Genomic DNA, 16200 nt, shown 5'->3' with positions numbered 1-16200 from the left:
CATGTTAGTCAGCTTTGTCCGTGCGGGCAACCCGGATTCTGCGAAAGACACTTGTAGGAGCGAGCTTGCTCCTACAGGGGAATGCGCGTTTCTTCAGGCAAAAATAAACCCGGAACAGGTCCGGGTTTATTTCACTGCCAGGCGTCGATCAATGCAGAATCTGGCTCAAGAACAGCTTGGTCCGCTCATTCTGCGGGTTATCGAAGAAGTCGTTCGGCGCCGCCTGTTCGACGATTTCGCCCTTGTCCATGAAGATCACCCGGTTGGCCACGGTGCGGGCGAAGCCCATTTCGTGGGTCACGCAGAGCATGGTCATGCCGTCTTCGGCCAGGCCGATCATGGTGTCCAGTACCTCTTTCACCATTTCCGGGTCGAGTGCCGAGGTCGGCTCGTCGAACAACATGATTTTTGGTTTCATGCACAGCGCACGGGCAATTGCCACCCGCTGTTGCTGGCCGCCGGACAGTTGCCCCGGGAATTTATGCGCCTGCTCCGGAATGCGTACACGCTCCAGATAGTGCATGGCGATTTCCTCGGCCTTGCGCTTGGGCATCTTGCGCACCCACATCGGCGCCAGGGTGCAGTTCTGCAGGATGGTCAGGTGCGGGAACAGGTTGAAATGCTGGAACACCATGCCGACTTCACGGCGGACCGATTCGATCTGCTTGAGGTCGTTGGTCAGTTCCACGCCATCGACCACGATGCGGCCCTGCTGGTGTTCTTCCAGACGGTTGAGGCAGCGAATGGTGGTGGATTTGCCGGAACCCGACGGGCCGCACAGCACGATACGCTCGCCCTGCTTGACGTTGAGGTTGATGTCCTTCAACACGTGGAACTGGCCATACCACTTGTTCACGCCCTGCATCTGAATGATGCCTTCAGGGCTCGCTGGCTGTTTGATTGCTTCGCTCATGACAGAACTCCTAACGCTTGTGGCCAGTGTCGAGCTTGCGTTCCAAATGCATGGAATAGCGCGACATGCCAAAACAGAAAATCCAGAACACCAGGGCCGCGAACACATAGCCTTCAGTGGCCATGCCCAGCCATTTCGGGTCGGCGGCGGCTTGTTTGACGCTGTTGAGCAGGTCGAACAGACCGATGATGATCACCAGGCTGGTGTCCTTGAACAACGCAATGAAGGTGTTGACGATGCCGGGGATCACCAGCTTCAGGGCTTGCGGCAGGATCACCAGGCCCATGCTGCGCCAGTAACCCAGGCCCATCGCTGCAGCCGCTTCGTACTGGCCTTTGGGAATCGCCTGCAGACCGCCACGCACCACTTCGGCCACGTACGCCGACTGGAACAGGATCACGCCGATCAGGGCCCGCAGCAGTTTGTCGAAGTTCATGCCTTCAGGCAGGAACAGCGGCAGCATCACCGAGGACATGAACAGCACCGTGATCAACGGCACGCCGCGCCAGAATTCGATGAAGGTCACGCAGACCACTCGAATCGCCGGCATGTTCGAACGCCGTCCCAGCGCCAGGACAATCCCCAGCGGCAAGGCACCGGCAATGCCGACGGTGGCGATCACCAGGGTCAGCATCAGGCCGCCCCACTGGCTGGTCGCCACGGTGGTCAGGCCGAAGACGCCGCCATGCAACAGGAAGTAGGCAATGATCGGGTACAGCACCAGGAAACTCAGGCCGTACACCGCTTTATGGTGAAAACGCGAGATGAACAACGGTGCCACGCCGATCACCGCCAGCCACACGGTCAGGTCCACGCGCCAGCGCAATTCCGGCGGGTAGTAGCCATACATGAATTGGCCGAAGCGCTGCTGGATGAACACCCAGCAGGCGCCGTCCCTGGTGCAGTCGGCCTGGCTGGTGCCGACCCAGTTGGCGTCGAGGATCGCCCAGCCCAGGATCGGCGGGACCACCAGGTAGATCAGGTAGAACGCGAACAGGGTCAACAGGGTGTTGAGCCAACTGGAGAACATGTTGGCGCGCATCCACGCCACCACGCCAATGCTGCGGTTCGGCGGCGGCATGTCAGGTTTGAAAGTATGAGTACTCATGCGCTTTTCCTTACCGCTCGATCAGCGCAATGCGCTTGTTGTACCAGTTCATCAGCAGGGAAATGCTGATACTGATCGCCAGGTACACGCTCATGGTGATGGCAATCACCTCGATCGCCTGCCCGGTCTGGTTCAGCACCGTACCGGCAAACAGCGAGACCATTTCCGGATAACCGATACCGGCCGCCAGCGAGGAGTTCTTCGCCAGGTTCAGGTATTGGCTGGTCAGCGGCGGGATGATCACGCGCAAGGCTTGCGGGATGATCACCTTGCGCAGGGTCGGACCGTTGCGCAGCCCCAGCGAATGCGCCGCTTCGGTCTGGCCGTGGCTGACCGACTTGATGCCCGAACGCACGATCTCGGCGATGAACGCCGCGGTGTACACCGTCAGGGCCAGGGTCAGCGCCAGCAGTTCCGGGATCAGCACCCAGCCGCCGACGAAGTTGAAGCCTTGCAGCTTCGGCATTTCCCAATGCACCGGCGCGCCAAAGATCAATGCGCACAGCGCCGGGATCAGCAGAAACAGCGCCAGGCTGGCCCAGAACTTGCGGAACGGCACGCCGGTCGCTTCGAAGCGCTTGGTGGCCCAGCGGTTCATCAGCACGATGGCGACAATGGCCACGACAATGCTCGCCACAAACGGCCAGAAACCGTCCGAGGTCAACGCGGCCGGCATGTTCAGGCCACGGCTGCTGACGAAGAAGGTGTCGCCGAAGTTATGGCTGTTGCGCGGCCCCGGCATGGTCAGGAACACCGCGAAGTACCAGAACAGGATCTGCAGCAGCGGCGGAATGTTGCGGAAAACTTCTACATACACCGTCGCCAGCTTGGAGATGATCCAGTTTTTCGACAGCCGTGACACACCGACGATGAACCCGAGGATCGTCGCCAGGATCACGCCGATGAAGGTCACCAGCAGCGTGTTGAGCAGGCCGATGACAAACACCCGGGCATAGCTGTCCGATTCGGTGTAGTCGATCAGGTGTTGGGCGATGCCGAAACCGGCACTGCGCTCCAGAAAGTCGAAACCGGAGGTAATGCCCCGGTGCTGAAGGTTGGTCTGCGTGTTGTCGAACAGGTACCAGCCCATCGAGACCACCGCGACAATGGTGATGATCTGAAATAGCCACGCACGCACTTTGGGATCGCTGAGGCTGAGCCTCTGCTTGGGTGCGCCGATTGAATTTTGCATGAAGTGCCCCGCAAATAATGGAACAGAACATCACCCGGCGGTTGGCCCACCGGGTGATAGAACCATCAGCGCACTGGTGGTGCGTATTGAATGCCGCCGTTGTTCCACAGGCCGTTCAGCCCGCGGTCAATGGCCAGCGGAGTGCTCTTGCCGAGGTTTCTCTCAAACACTTCACCGTAGTTGCCCACTTGCTTGACGATCTGCACGACCCAGTCTTTCTTCACTTTCAGGTCCTTGCCATATTCACCGTCAGCGCCCAGCAGACGAGCAACGTCCGGGTTCTTGGTGGATTTGGCTTCAGCTTCGACGTTTTTCTGGGTGATGCCCATTTCTTCGGCGTTGAGCATGGCAAACAGGGTCCACTTCACGATGCTGAACCACTCTTCGTCGCCTTTACGCACGACCGGGCCCAGGGGCTCCTTGGAGATGGTTTCCGGCAGAACGACGTAGTCGGTCGGGGTCCCGAGCTTGCTGCGCTGTGCGTAGAGCTGGGATTTGTCGGAGGTCAGCACGTCGCAACGACCGGATTCGAGCGACTTGGCGCTTTCATCGGAGGTGTCGAAGGTGATCGGGGTGTATTTCAGACCGTTGCCGCGGAAGTAGTCGGAAACGTTGAGTTCGGTGGTGGTACCGGCTTGAATGCAGATGGTGGCGCCGTCGAGTTCTTTAGCGCTCTTCACGCCCAGCTTGTTATTCACCAGGAAGCCGATGCCGTCGTAGTAAGTCACGCCGGCAAACACCAGGCCCATGCCCGAATCGCGGGAGCTGGTCCAGGTGGTGTTACGCGACAGCACGTCGATTTCCCCGGACTGCAGCGCGGTGAAGCGTTCTTTGGCGTTCAACTGGCTGAATTTGACCTTGGTCGCGTCGCCGAAAACGGCAGCGGCCACAGCGCGGCAGACGTCGGCGTCGATACCGATGATCTTGCCAGTGGAGTCCGGAACCGAGAAGCCCGGCAGACCGTCACTGACACCGCACTGTACGAAACCTTTCTTCTGCACTGCATCCAGGGTTGCACCCGCCTGAGCGAACCCACTGACGCCGAGCACTGCGGCTGCAGTCACGACGGCCAGGGTGGATTTCAACATCTTCATTCAAACCTCCAGTTTTGCTCTTGTTGTGTCGGAGCGTAGGTCCTGTCGCACCCTTATGAGGCGTTGTAGACCCGTGTTGGCTTTTTTTAGGGTCAACCGACGTCGGACCTGCGCTATGAGTCTAGTAGGAGAAAATCCACATCATGGACCTCTCACTTCTCACCAATCGGCCGAACGGGCTGTAGCCCTTTCACGTTCGCGAAGCCCGTGGCGGCCACTGGCGAACTTCCATCACCGGATTTTTTGCTATCCCACAGCCAGCAGTACACTGATAGTGTTACCGCCAGGCGCGGGATCGGTTGTACCGATTCCCCATAGCAAAGCCCGTACCAGAGCGCTCAAGAAAGCGCTTGAGCGACAGGTCAATAGCAAAACTTGTAGCCTTGCGACATCTTCTTAACTGATCAACCAGACGCGCCCCCAGATCTCGCACTTAATGGGAGCGCACGCACATATATGGAGCACCCATGACCGAGCCCTTGATTCTTCAACCCGTCAAGCCCGCAGACGCGTGCGTTATCTGGCTGCACGGCCTGGGCGCCGACCGCTACGACTTCCTGCCGGTGGCCGAAGCGCTGCAGGAAACACTGCTGACCACCCGCGTTGTCCTTCCCCAGGCACCGACTCGCGCCGTCACCATCAATGGTGGCTACGAGATGCCGAGCTGGTACGACATATTGGCCATGAGCCCGGCGCGTGCGATCAGCCGCGAGCAGCTGGAAGCGTCCGCGCAAAGGGTCTTTGATTTGATCGAAGAACAGCGCGCTAGCGGGATAGACGCCTCGCGTATCTTTCTGGCCGGTTTTTCCCAGGGCGGTGCCGTGGTGTTGCACACCGCGTTTGTGAAATGGCAGGGGCCGTTGGGTGGCGTACTTGCCCTGTCGACTTATGCACCGACCTTCAGCGACGAACTGGAGCTTTCCGCCAGCCAGCAGCGCATTCCCGTGCTGTCCTTGCACGGCCAGTACGATGACGTGGTGCAAAATTCCATGGGCCGGACCGCCTACGAGTATTTAAAGCAGCGTGGTGTCACCGCGACATGGCAGGAATACCCAATGGGTCACGAAGTGTTACCCGAGGAGATTCGCGACATCAGTGCCTGGCTCGCCGAGCGTTTGCGTTAACTGTTTGGCCGAAAAGCCGCCCATTGATCCATCCCCCTACGCCGCGTCCGATTCTTGCATTACACTGGCCGGCGTATATTCCTTAATCAATTGATGAGATGACCGTGCTCAAAGCACTCAAGAAAATGTTCGGTAAAAGCGAGACTGAGCAACTCGCGCCAGTCTCCAGCGCTCCGTCTCACCTCCCCAGTCACCGCACCGACGGTAATCAGTCTGGCCGGACCGCAACCGTCGCGGCATCGAAGCACGAGCCGATGACCCCATCGGCCACCCCCTCTGCCCCGGCCATCGCCTGCGAACAGCCGCACAGCGAAGCACCGAAACCGGCAAAACCGCGTCGCGAACCCAAACCGAAGGCGCCGGTCATTCCCTGGAAACTCGAAGACTTCGCCGTCGAACCCCAGGAAGGCAAGACCCGTTTCCACGATTTCAAACTCGCCCCGGAACTGATGCACGCCATCCAGGACCTGGGCTTCCCGTATTGCACGCCGATCCAGGCGCAGGTGCTCGGCTTTACCCTCGCCGGCAAAGACGCCATCGGTCGCGCCCAGACCGGCACCGGCAAAACCGCCGCGTTCCTGATCTCGATCATCACCCAGTTGCTGCAAACCCCGCCGCCGAAAGAGCGCTACATGGGTGAACCGCGGGCACTGATCATCGCGCCGACCCGGGAACTGGTGGTGCAAATCGCCAAGGACGCGGCCGACCTGACCAAGTACACCGGCCTCAACGTCATGACGTTCGTTGGCGGCATGGACTTCGACAAGCAGCTCAAGCACCTCGAAGCCCGTCATTGCGACATCCTCGTCGCCACTCCGGGCCGCTTGCTGGACTTCAACCAGCGCGGCGACGTGCACCTGGACATGGTCGAAGTCATGGTCCTGGATGAAGCCGACCGGATGCTCGACATGGGTTTCATCCCACAAGTGCGTCAGATCATTCGCCAGACTCCGCCGAAGAACGAGCGTCAGACGCTGCTGTTCTCCGCGACCTTCACCGAAGACGTGATGAACCTGGCCAAGCAATGGACCACCGACCCGTCGATCGTCGAGATCGAGTCGCAGAACGTGGCCAGCGAAAACGTCGAACAGCATATCTACGCCGTGGCCGGTGCCGACAAATACAAACTGCTCTACAACCTGGTCAACGACAACGGTTGGGAGCGGGTGATAGTGTTCGCCAACCGCAAGGATGAAGTGCGACGCATCGAAGAGCGTCTGGTGCGTGATGGCGTCAATGCCGCGCAGCTGTCCGGCGATGTGCCGCAGCACAAACGCATCAAGACCCTGGAAGGTTTCCGCGAAGGCAAGATCCGCGTGCTGGTCGCCACCGACGTGGCCGGTCGCGGCATTCACATCGACGGCATCAGCCATGTGATCAACTTCACCTTGCCGGAAGTCCCGGACGACTATGTGCACCGCATCGGCCGTACCGGTCGGGCCGGCGCCGATGGCGTGTCCATCAGTTTTGCCGGTGAAGACGACTCCTACCAGCTACCGTCCATCGAGGCGCTGCTGGGCCGCAAGATCAGCTGTGAAACGCCGCCAACGCATCTATTGCGGGCAGTTGAGCGCAAGCGTCCGTAACGGGTCCCTTGCAGAAAGAGGCGCAGCCGGAAACGGACTGCGCTTTTTTTTCGCCCGGAGATTGCCAGAGATGACTAAAAGTCCATAATGGACAAATTAGTTTACTTCCAGTTCCCGGAGCCGACCATGCCCAGTACGCCTTACGTGATCACCCAACATCAGGCCCACGAACTGCTGACCCAGGTTGATGTGCCGCAGATCCTGCGCAAGCTGTTCCGCGACCTGGCTGCCGGGCAAGCGGTGCAACCGGCGCAGCAACTGGTGGAATTTCCGCAGGGTGCCGGGGACTTCATCAACTACCTGGGCGTGCTGGCGGAAGAGGGTGTTTACGGGGTCAAGACCTCGCCTTACATCGTGCGCGAAGAAGGCCCGCTGGTGACGGCCTGGACGCTGTTGATGTCGATGCAGACCGGCCAGCCGCTGGTGCTGTGCGATGCCGGCGAACTGACCACCGCCCGCACTGCGGCGACGACGGCGGTGGCGGTCGATGCTCTTGCGCCGTTGAACGCGCAGCGCCTGGCGATTATCGGCAGCGGCAAGGTGGCTCAGGCGCACCTGCATTACGTCAAGGGATTGCGCGACTGGCAGAGCATCAGCCTCTACTCGCCGAGCCTGAGCGGCAAGAATGCCCAGGCACTGGCTGCGCTGCGTGCGCTCGACCCACGCCTGACCATCGTTGACAGTCGCGAAGCGGCCGTTCAAGACGCCGACGTGATCATGCTCTGCACCTCGTCAGCAGGCCCGGTGATCGACCCTTCTGACTTGAGCAAGCCGGCGCTGATCACCTCGATCAGTACCAACGCCCCGCGTGCCCACGAAGTGCCGCCGCAGAGCCTCAATGACATGCAGGTGTTCTGCGACTATCGTCTGACCACACCGGGCTCGGCTGGCGAAATGCTGATTGCCGGCGAACAGCATGGCTGGGACAAGAGCGCCATTGTCGGCGACCTGCCCGATCTGCTCAGCGAAAAAATCCAGCGTCCCGGTTACGACCGTCACGTGTTCTTCCGCTCCATCGGCCTGGGCCTGGAAGACATTGCGCTGGCCAATGCCATCTACCACCTGCAGCACTAACCCCATCCCCCCTGTAGGAGCGAGGCTTGCCCGCGAAGAACGATAACGCGGTAGGCCTGACAGACCGCGGCGTTCCTTTTCGCGGGCAAGTCGGATCGCCGCACCGCTCGCTCCTACAGGAAACTCGATTTGCGCACTAGAGGAGACGTTCATGAACCAGGCAGACTTCATCATCATCGGCGGCGGGATCGCCGGCGCTTCCACCGGTTTCTGGCTGTCCCGGCACGCCCGGGTGATTGTGCTCGAACGCGAATCCCATCCGGCCTACCATTCCACCGGACGTTCGGCCGCGTTGTACACCGCAGCCTATGGCACACCGCAGGTTCGGGCGCTGACCCAGGCCAGCCGTGATTTCTTCGACGCCCCACCCGCCGGTTTCTGCGAGCATCCGCTGCTGACCCCGCGCGGCGAGATGACCGTGGACTTCACCGGTGATCTGGCCGAGTTGAACAATCAATACCTGAGCGCCAAAGCCACAGTGCCCGAGATGCAACGGCTCAGCGCCGACGAAGCCTGTGCGCGCCTGCCGATCCTGCGCCGGGAAAAAGTCCACGGCGCGATCTACGACCCGACCGCCAGCGATATCGATACCGATGCCTTGCACCAGGGTTACCTGCGCGGTATCCGCCGCAACCAGGGTGAAGTGCATACCGACAGCGAAGTCCTGAGCCTGACCCGTGATGCCGAAGGCGTGTGGCAGGTGCAAACCAACGGCCAGACCTTCAGCGCGCCGATCATCATCAACGCCGCAGGCGCCTGGGCCGACAAGATCGGTGAACTGGCAGGTGCCCAGCCACTGGGGCTGCAACCGAAGCGGCGCGCGGCCTTCATCTTCGCCGGCCCCGAAGGCGTGGACATCCACCACTGGCCGATGCTGGTCAGCCTCGACGAGTCGTTCTACATGAAACCCGACGCCGGCATGTTCCTCGGTTCGCCAGCCAACGCCGACCCGGTGGAACCTCATGACGTGCAGCCCGAAGAGCTGGACATCGCGATGGGCATCTATCAGATCGAAGAAGCCACCACCCTGACCATCCGCCGTCCGACGCGTACCTGGGCCGGCCTGCGCAGCTTCGTTCCTGACGGTGATTTGCTGTCCGGCTTCGATCCGCAGGTGCCGGGGCTGTTCTGGGTCGCGGCACAAGGCGGCTACGGCATCCAGACTTCGCCCGCCATGGGCCAGGCGAGCGCCGCACTGGTTCGCGGTGAAGCCTTGCCCGAGCAACTCACTCGCTTCGGCCTGAGCGCCGGGATGCTCTCCCCCGCTCGCCTGGGCTGATTTTCGTCCTCAGGTGACGTGTCGATACGATTGCGGCAAACTTCCAGCACCCTTTTTCACAGGGTGCCGATGCTGCCTGGAGCTCCACTTATGAACGCCCACGAACAAGATCCGGCCCTGGATGCCTCTGCGCTGGCGAGTTCGCCGCTGGACAACTTCCGGGCGATTGCCGATGCCATCGCCACGCTGTTCTTCCCTCACGCCGAGGTGGTGTTGCACGATCTGCGCACGCAAAAAGTCGACTACATCGCCAACAACCTGTCGAAACGGGCAATCGGTGACGATTCGGCACTGGAGGACATGCTCAGCGACGACATCAGCGAACGAAACATCGGGCCGTATGAAAAACTCAATTGGGATGGCCAGAAAATTCGCAGCCTGAGCAGCGTGTTGCGCGACAGCGCAGGTCATCCGCTGGCCGTGCTGTGCATCAATCTGAATATTTCGCTGTTCGAGAATGCCAAGGCGGCGCTGGATCTGTTCCTGTCGCCGAGCAAGTTGATTCCGCAGCCGGATTCACTGTTTCGCGATGACTGGCAGGAGCGGATCAATACCTTCCTCCACACCTGGCTGCGCGAGCGCCAGCTGAGCCTGAACCTGCTGACCCGCGACCACAAGCGCGAACTGGTGCTGGCCCTGCACGCCGAGGGTGCCTTCAAAGGCAAAAGCGCCGCCAATTATGTGGCGAACGTGCTGAACATGGGGCGAGCGACGGTGTACAAGCACTTGAAGGAATTGAAGGGCTGAAAACCAATACGCATCCGTAGGAGCCAGGCTTGCCGGCGAAGGCGCCTCAAGATCGACACCCACCTGTAGGAGCCAGGCTTGCCGGCGAAGGCGCCCTCAAGATCGACACCCACCTGTAGGAGCCAGGCTTGCCGGCGAAGGCGTCCTCAAGATCGACACCTATCTGTAGGAGCCAGGCTTGCCGGCGAAGGCGCCTCAAGATCGACACCCACCTGTAGGAGCCAGGCTTGCCGGCGAAGGCGTCCTCAAGATCGACACCCACCTGTAGGAGCCAGGCTTGCCGGCGAAGGCGTCCTCAAGATCGCCTTCGCCGGCAAGCCTGGCTCCTACGAGAGATCGTACGATCTCTTGGTGTCAGTGGTTATTCCAGTGCCGAAGCCGGCCCGAAGAACTCGTAACGGCTTTGTTTCTCCGGTACACCCAAGGCCTTGAGGTGACGCTTGACCGCCGTCATGAAACCTTTAGGTCCAAGGAAATAAGCGTCCAGGTCGCGCTGCTGCGGCAACCACTCGCCCAGTTGCTCCTGGCTCAACAACCCGACCTTGTCCGCCGCCGGGCTGACCCCGTCATCTTCGTCGTAGCAATAGAAGCGCTTGAGCTGCGGATGACGCTCGACCAAGCCGTCGATCCAGTCGCGGAAGGCGTGGACGCTACCGTTGCGGGCGCAGTGGATAAAGTGCACCGGGCGTTCGGTTGCCAGCGCGGCTTCGAGCATCGGCAGGGTCGGGGTGATGCCCACGCCGCCGCTGATCAGTACCAACGGCTTGTCGCTGGCCGTCAGGGTGAACTCGCCCGATGGCGGAAACAGCTGGATGGCGGAGCCGACATGCAGCTGATCGTGCAGGTGGTTGGAAGCGCGGCCGCCCTCTTCGCGCTTGACGCTGATGCGGTATTGGCCTGTGTTGGTCAGGGCCGACAGCGAATAGTTACGGCGAATCTCTTCGCCATCGAGGATCAGCTTCATGCCGATGTACTGGCCTGGTTCTGCCGCCAGAATCGCGCCTTTGTCAGCCGGTTCGAAATAGAACGAGGTGATTTGCGCGCTCTCTTCAACCTTGGCCGCCACGATGAATTCCCGCGCGCCACGCCAGCCACCGGGTGCCTGTTCTTTCTGATCGTAAATGCTGGTTTCGGCACCGATCAGGATGTCGGCCAATTGACCGTAGGCCGCGCCCCAGGCCGCCATCACTTGCGGCGTGGCGATCTCGTCACCCAGCACTTCGGAAATGGCGCGCAGCAGGCAGCTGCCGACGATCGGATAGTGCTCCGGCAAAATTTGCAGGGCCACGTGCTTGTTGATGATCTTGGCCACCAGGTCGCCCAGTTGGTCGAGCTGGTCGATGTGTCGCGCATACATCAAGACGCCGTTCGCCAGGGCGCGGGGCTGATCGCCGCTGGCCTGGTGAGCCTGGTTGAACAGCGGGCGTACTTCCGGGTATTCGGAGAGCATCATGCGGTAGAAGTGAGTGATCAAGGCTTCGCCGCCGCTTTCCAGCAACGGCACGGTAGATTTGACGATTGCACGGTCTTGAACGCTAAGCATTAAGTGACTCCTGAGCTACGGGTTTCTAACTGGATAGCCTAGACATATCAGTTTTCATGCCAACAATTAAAACCTTACAAATCAATAAGTTAAAAAGTATATAGTCATAACGACACAGTCTGACTTATAGTCATATCGACTACACGGAGTCACTATGACTGCAAAATCCCTGCTGACCGCCCTGCTGCCACTGGTCTCCGACCTGTCCCGCGAACTGCCCGAAGGCGAGCGCTATCGGCGCCTGCTCGAAGCCATGCGTGCCCTGCTGCCTTGCGATGCTGCCGCCCTGCTGCGCATCGATGGCGGATGGCTGGTGCCGCTGGCCGTCGACGGGTTGAGCACCGACACCCTCGGTCGACGTTTCAAGATCAGCGAGCACCCGCGATTCGAAGCCTTGCTCAGCAGCCCGGGGCCGACCCGGTTTGCCGCCGACAGCGACTTGCCCGACCCCTACGACGGGCTGGTCGATGGCCTCGAGGAGCATCTGGAAGTCCACGATTGCATCGGCTGCCCGCTGTTTATCGACGAGCGTCCATGGGGCTTGCTGACCCTGGATGCCCTCGACCCCGAGCGCTTCGAACCGATCGAACTGGATGCCCTGCAAGCCTTCGCCAGCCTCGCCGCCGCCACGGTCAACGCCGCCGAACGCATCGAGCGCCTGGCCAATCGTGTCGAAGACGAACATCAGCGCGCCGAGGTTTATCGCCAGGCCAGCGGCCTGCAGAACCGCGAAATGATCGGCCAGAGCAAGGCCCACAAACGGTTGGTGGAAGAGATCGATCTGGTGGGCGGCAGCGATCTGACCGTGCTGATCACCGGCGAAACAGGAGTCGGCAAGGAGCTGGTAGCCCAAGCCATCCACGCCGCCTCGCCCCGGGCCGACAAGCCGATCATCAGCCTCAACTGCGCCGCGCTGCCGGAGACGCTGGTGGAGAGTGAACTGTTTGGCCATGTCCGCGGGGCCTTTACCGGGGCGATGAACGATCGGCGCGGCAAGTTCGAGCTGGCCAATGGCGGCACGCTGTTTCTCGATGAAGTCGGCGAACTGTCCCTGACGGTGCAGGCCAAATTGCTGCGCGTCTTGCAAAGCGGTCAGCTGCAGCGCCTGGGTTCGGACAAAGAGCATCAGGTCGACGTGCGATTGATTGCCGCGACCAACCGCGATCTGGCCGAGGAAGTGCGCAACGGTCGCTACCGCGCCGACTTTTACCATCGACTGAGTGTCTACCCCTTGCGGGTGCCGGCATTGCGCGATCGCGGGCGCGATGTACTGCTGCTCAGCGGGTTTTTTCTGGAACAGAACCGCTCACGCATGGGGCTCAACAGCCTGCGCCTGAGCAACGATGCCCAGGCTGCACTGCTGGCGTATGCGTGGCCAGGGAACGTGCGGGAGCTGGAGCACTTGATCGGCCGCAGCGCGCTGAAGGCTTTGGGTAACTGCAAGGAGCGGCCGAAGATCCTCAGCTTGAGTGCGGCGGACCTGGATTTGCCCAATGGCAGCGTTGAAGTCGCCTCCGAGCGACCGACCGCCGCCCCCCTGGTATTGGTGTCGGGGGATTTGCGTGAGGCCACCGAAAATTATCAGCGCCAATTGATCAGTGCTTGCCTGGACCGCCACCATGACAACTGGGCGAGTGCGGCCCGAGAGCTGGGCCTGGACCGGGCGAACCTTGGAAGGATGGCCAAGCGATTGGGCATGAAGTGAGTGCCCCCGACAAGTCGATAACCCGGCTGCCGGAATCGCACCCCCACGTCAAAGGCATCGCCACCCTGCGCGGTACCTTTATGTGCTGCTGCACACCTCACTGGACAGTGCCATGAACAGCGAAAAAGCCCGACTGGCCGGAGCCAATGCGGTACTGACCAAATTCTCCTCGCCAGAACTGACCCAATGCCTGATCGAAGCGGCCAAGGCCGTAGCCGAACAAGGTCATTGAGCCTTGGCCGAGCAATTTTGCTTTCTGCTGCGGCGCAACCTCGCTGAAGTTGTGCCTGCGATCACGTGGCCTCAGGGACTCGTCCTCAGCGCATACCGCCCCGAACTGGCGCACGCCGTGCATCACTTGATGCAGCTGGGCTATCAGGAAGGTGGCGGTCGCGTGCCGACGCTGGATGCCTGGCAACAGCGTTTCGAAACCGACCCCGAGTACGATCCGACCCTGTGCTTCATCGCCCTGGATGCCGAGGGTATCGTTGGCGTGTGCCAGTGCTGGACCAGCGCCTATATCAAGAATCTGGTGGTGCATCCGCGAGCTCAGGGCCAGGGATTGGGGCGTGCCTTGCTGCTGCATGCTTTCAGCGTGTTTCAGCAGCGGCGCGAAGGGTTTGTGGATTTGAAGGTATTGGAGGGCAATCTTCGGGCACAGCGGCTGTATGAAAGTGTCGGGATGTATGTGGTCCGCAGGGAAGCGATTACTGCCTGACATACCGCCTTCGCGGGCAAGCCCGCAATGGATTTTCGTCGTACGCAAAATCTGTGTCTCATGAAGATCAAATGTGGGAGCGGGCTTGCCCGCGAAGAGGCCGACACATTCAACACAAAACCGTCAGGCATACTCCAAACCTCGGCCAACCAACTGCCCAAGGATGCTTCAACCATGAAAGCTGCAACCCTGACCGTCCTCTGCCTCACCGCCCTCGCCCCCCAGGCCCACGCCTCCAGCCCCGACGCCTGGGCCGCCCATGACAAAGCCGTGCTCGCCGGTTGCACCAAGGCCAGCGGGCTGAAGAATGCCAAACCCGTCGGCAACGCCGCACAGTTCGATGACCGGGTTGGCTATACCGCGCTTCTGCTGCAAGGCCAATACCCGCAAAAACACATGAAAGGCCAGCAAGGCACCGAGCTGTGTCTCTTCAACAAAAAAAGCAAAACCGCCTACGTGACCGAGTGGGACTCCATCCGCCCAACCGCCAAGGTGCAGTGACTGGCGCATTACTTGCTTTGACACCCGCCTTAACGGTGGCTTTCTGTCGCCATTTCATGCCTTCACCTGCGACCGACTGCTCAATGAATACGACGTTTTCCTGCGTAGGGTGTGGCAAATGCTGCAACGACCACCACGTGCCCCTGACCCTGGCCGAGACCCGGATGTGGGCAGCCGACGGCGGTCAAGTCATCGTGCTGGTGGAAGGCTTCCTGGGCAATGGCCTGGGCTTGCCCGTGCAGCAACGCGAACACGCCGAACGCCGTTCGGTGAGGGTCCGCAGTGGCGAATCCGAGGCCTGCGTGGCGATCACCTTTGCCGCTTACAACGTCGGCCCCTGCCGGAATCTTGACGAAGACAACCTCTGCCGAATCTACGAACGCCGGCCGCTGGTGTGCCGCATTTATCCGATGGAAATCAATCCGCACATTCCGCTAAACACCAAGCTGAAGGAATGTCCGACCGAGTCATGGGAAAAAGGACCGGATCTGATTGTGGGTGGCGAATTGGTGGATCAGGCGCTGGTGGAATTGATTCAACGCTCCCGTCAGGCGGATCGCGATGATATTCAGACCAAGGATGCGATTTGTGCGTTATTGGGTATTCGGACGACAGCGCTGAAGGGTGATGGGTTTACTGCTTATTTGCCGGACATGGCTGCTTTTGTTTCAGTGTTTGACCAGGTGGCTGGAAAGACGCTGGATGACTGGGGCAGCGAATGGCTGTTCCATGTGTCGGGCGACGACATCGCCGGGCAAGTGCTGGAGGCCGGCGCGCAAGTGGAGACTGATGCGCCGCTGAATTATGCGTTTATTTCGTTGCGGGCTGCTTGATTCAACAGGTGTGTCGCCTGTGATGGCCCCTTCGTCGGAACGCCGCCCGGAGCAAGCTCGCTCCCACAGTTGACCGCGTTCCAAGGGTGGGATGCGGTCAGAATTGTGGGAGCTTGCTCGCGAAGGCGGCAGATCAGCCACCACAAAAAATCAAACCTTAACGCTTACCCATCGAACGACGAGTCCCAGGAGGCGCAGCGCCCGGGGTCTTGGTATGGCCATTCTTCGCGCCATTCTTGTACCAGGGCTGACTGGCATTCTTGGCTGCGGCCAGTTCACCCGGTTTGAACGGGAACTTGAATGCTGGAATTACGGCTTTGGTTTCGCTGTCTGCGCTGGAGTCGACGCTGTCTGGCAGGTCTGCCTGGTCGTCGCTCAAGGCGTCGGCAACCGGCGGTTGTGTCGGGGAAGTCATGAAAGCTCCGGGTGATGCAAAAGAGTCGGGCCCGGTCAGCGAGCCGCGAAAGGCGGCAGTATACCTGTCTCGGGAGCTGCAAGCTTCTAGCCACTGGGAAGTCTGTCGGGTTTTGTGGTGACTGGTCTGATGCCTTCGCTGGCAAGTCTGACGCCTTCGCTGGCAAGCCAGCTCCTACACGGGATTGGTGTACACCACGAACCCCTGTGGGAGCTGGCTTGCCAGCGAAGAGGCCAGAACAGACAACCCCAAGCCCCAAACTGACAGCGCCGTCAGTTAGCCGTCACCTTCCTGACCGGCGAACAGGTTTATAAAGGAAGGTATAAACCTGACAAAACTCCGACCACCCAGCCCGGCGCCCCATCCGC

General features: G+C 60.5%; 15 protein-coding genes and 1 pseudogene. 10 read left to right on the top strand and 6 right to left on the bottom strand.

What is annotated here, in order from left to right; genetic code table 11:
- Positions 1-148 precede the first annotated feature (148 nt).
- From F8N80_RS12625 to F8N80_RS12610, 4 genes are all read right to left on the bottom strand, one after another.
- Positions 149-913 carry an amino acid ABC transporter ATP-binding protein gene (locus F8N80_RS12625; RefSeq protein ID WP_150746902.1) on the bottom strand — a complete coding sequence of 255 codons (765 nt, stop codon included), beginning with the start codon at positions 911-913 and terminating at the stop codon, positions 149-151.
- A gap of 10 nt (positions 914-923) precedes the next feature.
- Entirely contained in the window at positions 924-2021 is a 1098-nt protein-coding gene (locus F8N80_RS12620) for an amino acid ABC transporter permease (protein ID WP_150783965.1), read from the bottom strand.
- A gap of 10 nt (positions 2022-2031) precedes the next feature.
- Entirely contained in the window at positions 2032-3213 is a 1182-nt protein-coding gene (locus F8N80_RS12615) for an amino acid ABC transporter permease (protein ID WP_150746904.1), read from the bottom strand.
- 65 nt (positions 3214-3278) lie between these two features.
- The gene (locus tag F8N80_RS12610; protein WP_150746905.1) at positions 3279-4307 is read right to left on the bottom strand and encodes an amino acid ABC transporter substrate-binding protein; all 1029 of its coding nucleotides are present in this window, start codon (positions 4305-4307) and stop codon (positions 3279-3281) included.
- 467 nt (positions 4308-4774) lie between these two features.
- Here F8N80_RS12610 and F8N80_RS12605 point away from each other — a divergent pair, with 467 nt between their 5' ends.
- The 5 genes from F8N80_RS12605 (at position 4775) to F8N80_RS12585 (ending at position 10117) form a co-directional block, all read left to right on the top strand.
- Positions 4775-5431, top strand: coding sequence for an alpha/beta hydrolase (locus tag F8N80_RS12605; RefSeq protein WP_150746906.1), 657 nt, complete (start codon positions 4775-4777; stop codon positions 5429-5431).
- Between the two features lie 98 nt (positions 5432-5529).
- Complete coding sequence (gene rhlB, locus F8N80_RS12600; RefSeq protein ID WP_150783964.1) at positions 5530-7017, top strand: ATP-dependent RNA helicase RhlB; 1488 nt, start codon at positions 5530-5532, stop codon at positions 7015-7017.
- 126 nt (positions 7018-7143) lie between these two features.
- A complete protein-coding gene (locus F8N80_RS12595) occupies positions 7144-8091 on the top strand; it encodes an ornithine cyclodeaminase family protein (RefSeq protein WP_191632916.1) in 948 nt (315 codons plus the stop codon).
- Positions 8092-8242: 151 nt separating this feature from the next.
- On the top strand, positions 8243-9370 hold the full coding sequence (locus F8N80_RS12590; protein ID WP_150746909.1) for an NAD(P)/FAD-dependent oxidoreductase: 1128 nt from the start codon (positions 8243-8245) through the stop codon (positions 9368-9370).
- Positions 9371-9460: 90 nt separating this feature from the next.
- Positions 9461-10117 (top strand): helix-turn-helix transcriptional regulator, encoded by a 657-nt coding sequence (locus tag F8N80_RS12585; RefSeq protein ID WP_150746910.1) that lies wholly within the window; start codon positions 9461-9463, stop codon positions 10115-10117.
- A gap of 361 nt (positions 10118-10478) precedes the next feature.
- Here F8N80_RS12585 and hmpA read toward each other — a convergent pair whose 3' ends face one another.
- Positions 10479-11660 (bottom strand): NO-inducible flavohemoprotein, encoded by a 1182-nt coding sequence (gene hmpA / locus F8N80_RS12580; RefSeq protein ID WP_150783962.1) that lies wholly within the window; start codon positions 11658-11660, stop codon positions 10479-10481.
- Between the two features lie 154 nt (positions 11661-11814).
- Here hmpA and norR point away from each other — a divergent pair, with 154 nt between their 5' ends.
- From norR to F8N80_RS12555, 5 genes and pseudogenes are all read left to right on the top strand, one after another.
- Entirely contained in the window at positions 11815-13365 is a 1551-nt protein-coding gene (gene norR, locus F8N80_RS12575; RefSeq protein WP_150746912.1) for a nitric oxide reductase transcriptional regulator NorR, read from the top strand.
- A gap of 73 nt (positions 13366-13438) precedes the next feature.
- Positions 13439-13597 (top strand): annotated as a pseudogene (locus tag F8N80_RS12570) (chemotaxis protein CheV); the annotation flags it as partial.
- Positions 13598-13624: 27 nt separating this feature from the next.
- Positions 13625-14083, top strand: a complete 459-nt coding sequence (locus F8N80_RS12565) for a GNAT family N-acetyltransferase (RefSeq protein ID WP_150784002.1) — start codon at positions 13625-13627, stop codon at positions 14081-14083.
- Between the two features lie 174 nt (positions 14084-14257).
- On the top strand, positions 14258-14584 hold the full coding sequence (locus tag F8N80_RS12560) for a hypothetical protein (protein ID WP_150746913.1): 327 nt from the start codon (positions 14258-14260) through the stop codon (positions 14582-14584).
- A gap of 83 nt (positions 14585-14667) precedes the next feature.
- Complete coding sequence (locus tag F8N80_RS12555) at positions 14668-15417, top strand: YkgJ family cysteine cluster protein (protein ID WP_150746917.1); 750 nt, start codon at positions 14668-14670, stop codon at positions 15415-15417.
- Between the two features lie 157 nt (positions 15418-15574).
- Here F8N80_RS12555 and F8N80_RS12550 read toward each other — a convergent pair whose 3' ends face one another.
- Positions 15575-15832 (bottom strand): hypothetical protein, encoded by a 258-nt coding sequence (locus F8N80_RS12550; RefSeq protein WP_150746914.1) that lies wholly within the window; start codon positions 15830-15832, stop codon positions 15575-15577.
- Between the last annotated feature and the right edge of the window lie 368 nt (positions 15833-16200).

It is taken from the genome of Pseudomonas fluorescens (assembly GCF_902497995.1).
In the GTDB taxonomy this organism is placed as follows: Bacteria; Pseudomonadota; Gammaproteobacteria; order Pseudomonadales; family Pseudomonadaceae; genus Aquipseudomonas; species Aquipseudomonas fluorescens_BK.
Note: the sequence above shows the minus strand (reverse complement) of the source record. Positions and strands in the feature narration are given on the sequence as shown.

Bases quoted from the DNA above. Each gene is read 5' to 3' on its own strand.
- F8N80_RS12625 (WP_150746902.1), bottom strand. From the start codon at position 913: ATGAGCGAAGCAATCAAACAGCCAGCGAGCCCTGAAGGCATCATTCAG.
- F8N80_RS12620 (WP_150783965.1), bottom strand. From the start codon at position 2,021: ATGAGTACTCATACTTTCAAACCTGACATGCCGCCGCCGAACCGCAGC.
- F8N80_RS12615 (WP_150746904.1), bottom strand. From the start codon at position 3,213: ATGCAAAATTCAATCGGCGCACCCAAGCAGAGGCTCAGCCTCAGCGAT.
- F8N80_RS12610 (WP_150746905.1), bottom strand. From the start codon at position 4,307: ATGAAGATGTTGAAATCCACCCTGGCCGTCGTGACTGCAGCCGCAGTG.
- F8N80_RS12605 (WP_150746906.1), top strand. From the start codon at position 4,775: ATGACCGAGCCCTTGATTCTTCAACCCGTCAAGCCCGCAGACGCGTGC.
- rhlB (WP_150783964.1), top strand. From the start codon at position 5,530: ATGACCGTGCTCAAAGCACTCAAGAAAATGTTCGGTAAAAGCGAGACT.
- F8N80_RS12595 (WP_191632916.1), top strand. From the start codon at position 7,144: ATGCCCAGTACGCCTTACGTGATCACCCAACATCAGGCCCACGAACTG.
- F8N80_RS12590 (WP_150746909.1), top strand. From the start codon at position 8,243: ATGAACCAGGCAGACTTCATCATCATCGGCGGCGGGATCGCCGGCGCT.
- F8N80_RS12585 (WP_150746910.1), top strand. From the start codon at position 9,461: ATGAACGCCCACGAACAAGATCCGGCCCTGGATGCCTCTGCGCTGGCG.
- hmpA (WP_150783962.1), bottom strand. From the start codon at position 11,660: ATGCTTAGCGTTCAAGACCGTGCAATCGTCAAATCTACCGTGCCGTTG.
- norR (WP_150746912.1), top strand. From the start codon at position 11,815: ATGACTGCAAAATCCCTGCTGACCGCCCTGCTGCCACTGGTCTCCGAC.
- F8N80_RS12560 (WP_150746913.1), top strand. From the start codon at position 14,258: ATGAAAGCTGCAACCCTGACCGTCCTCTGCCTCACCGCCCTCGCCCCC.
- F8N80_RS12555 (WP_150746917.1), top strand. From the start codon at position 14,668: ATGAATACGACGTTTTCCTGCGTAGGGTGTGGCAAATGCTGCAACGAC.
- F8N80_RS12550 (WP_150746914.1), bottom strand. From the start codon at position 15,832: ATGACTTCCCCGACACAACCGCCGGTTGCCGACGCCTTGAGCGACGAC.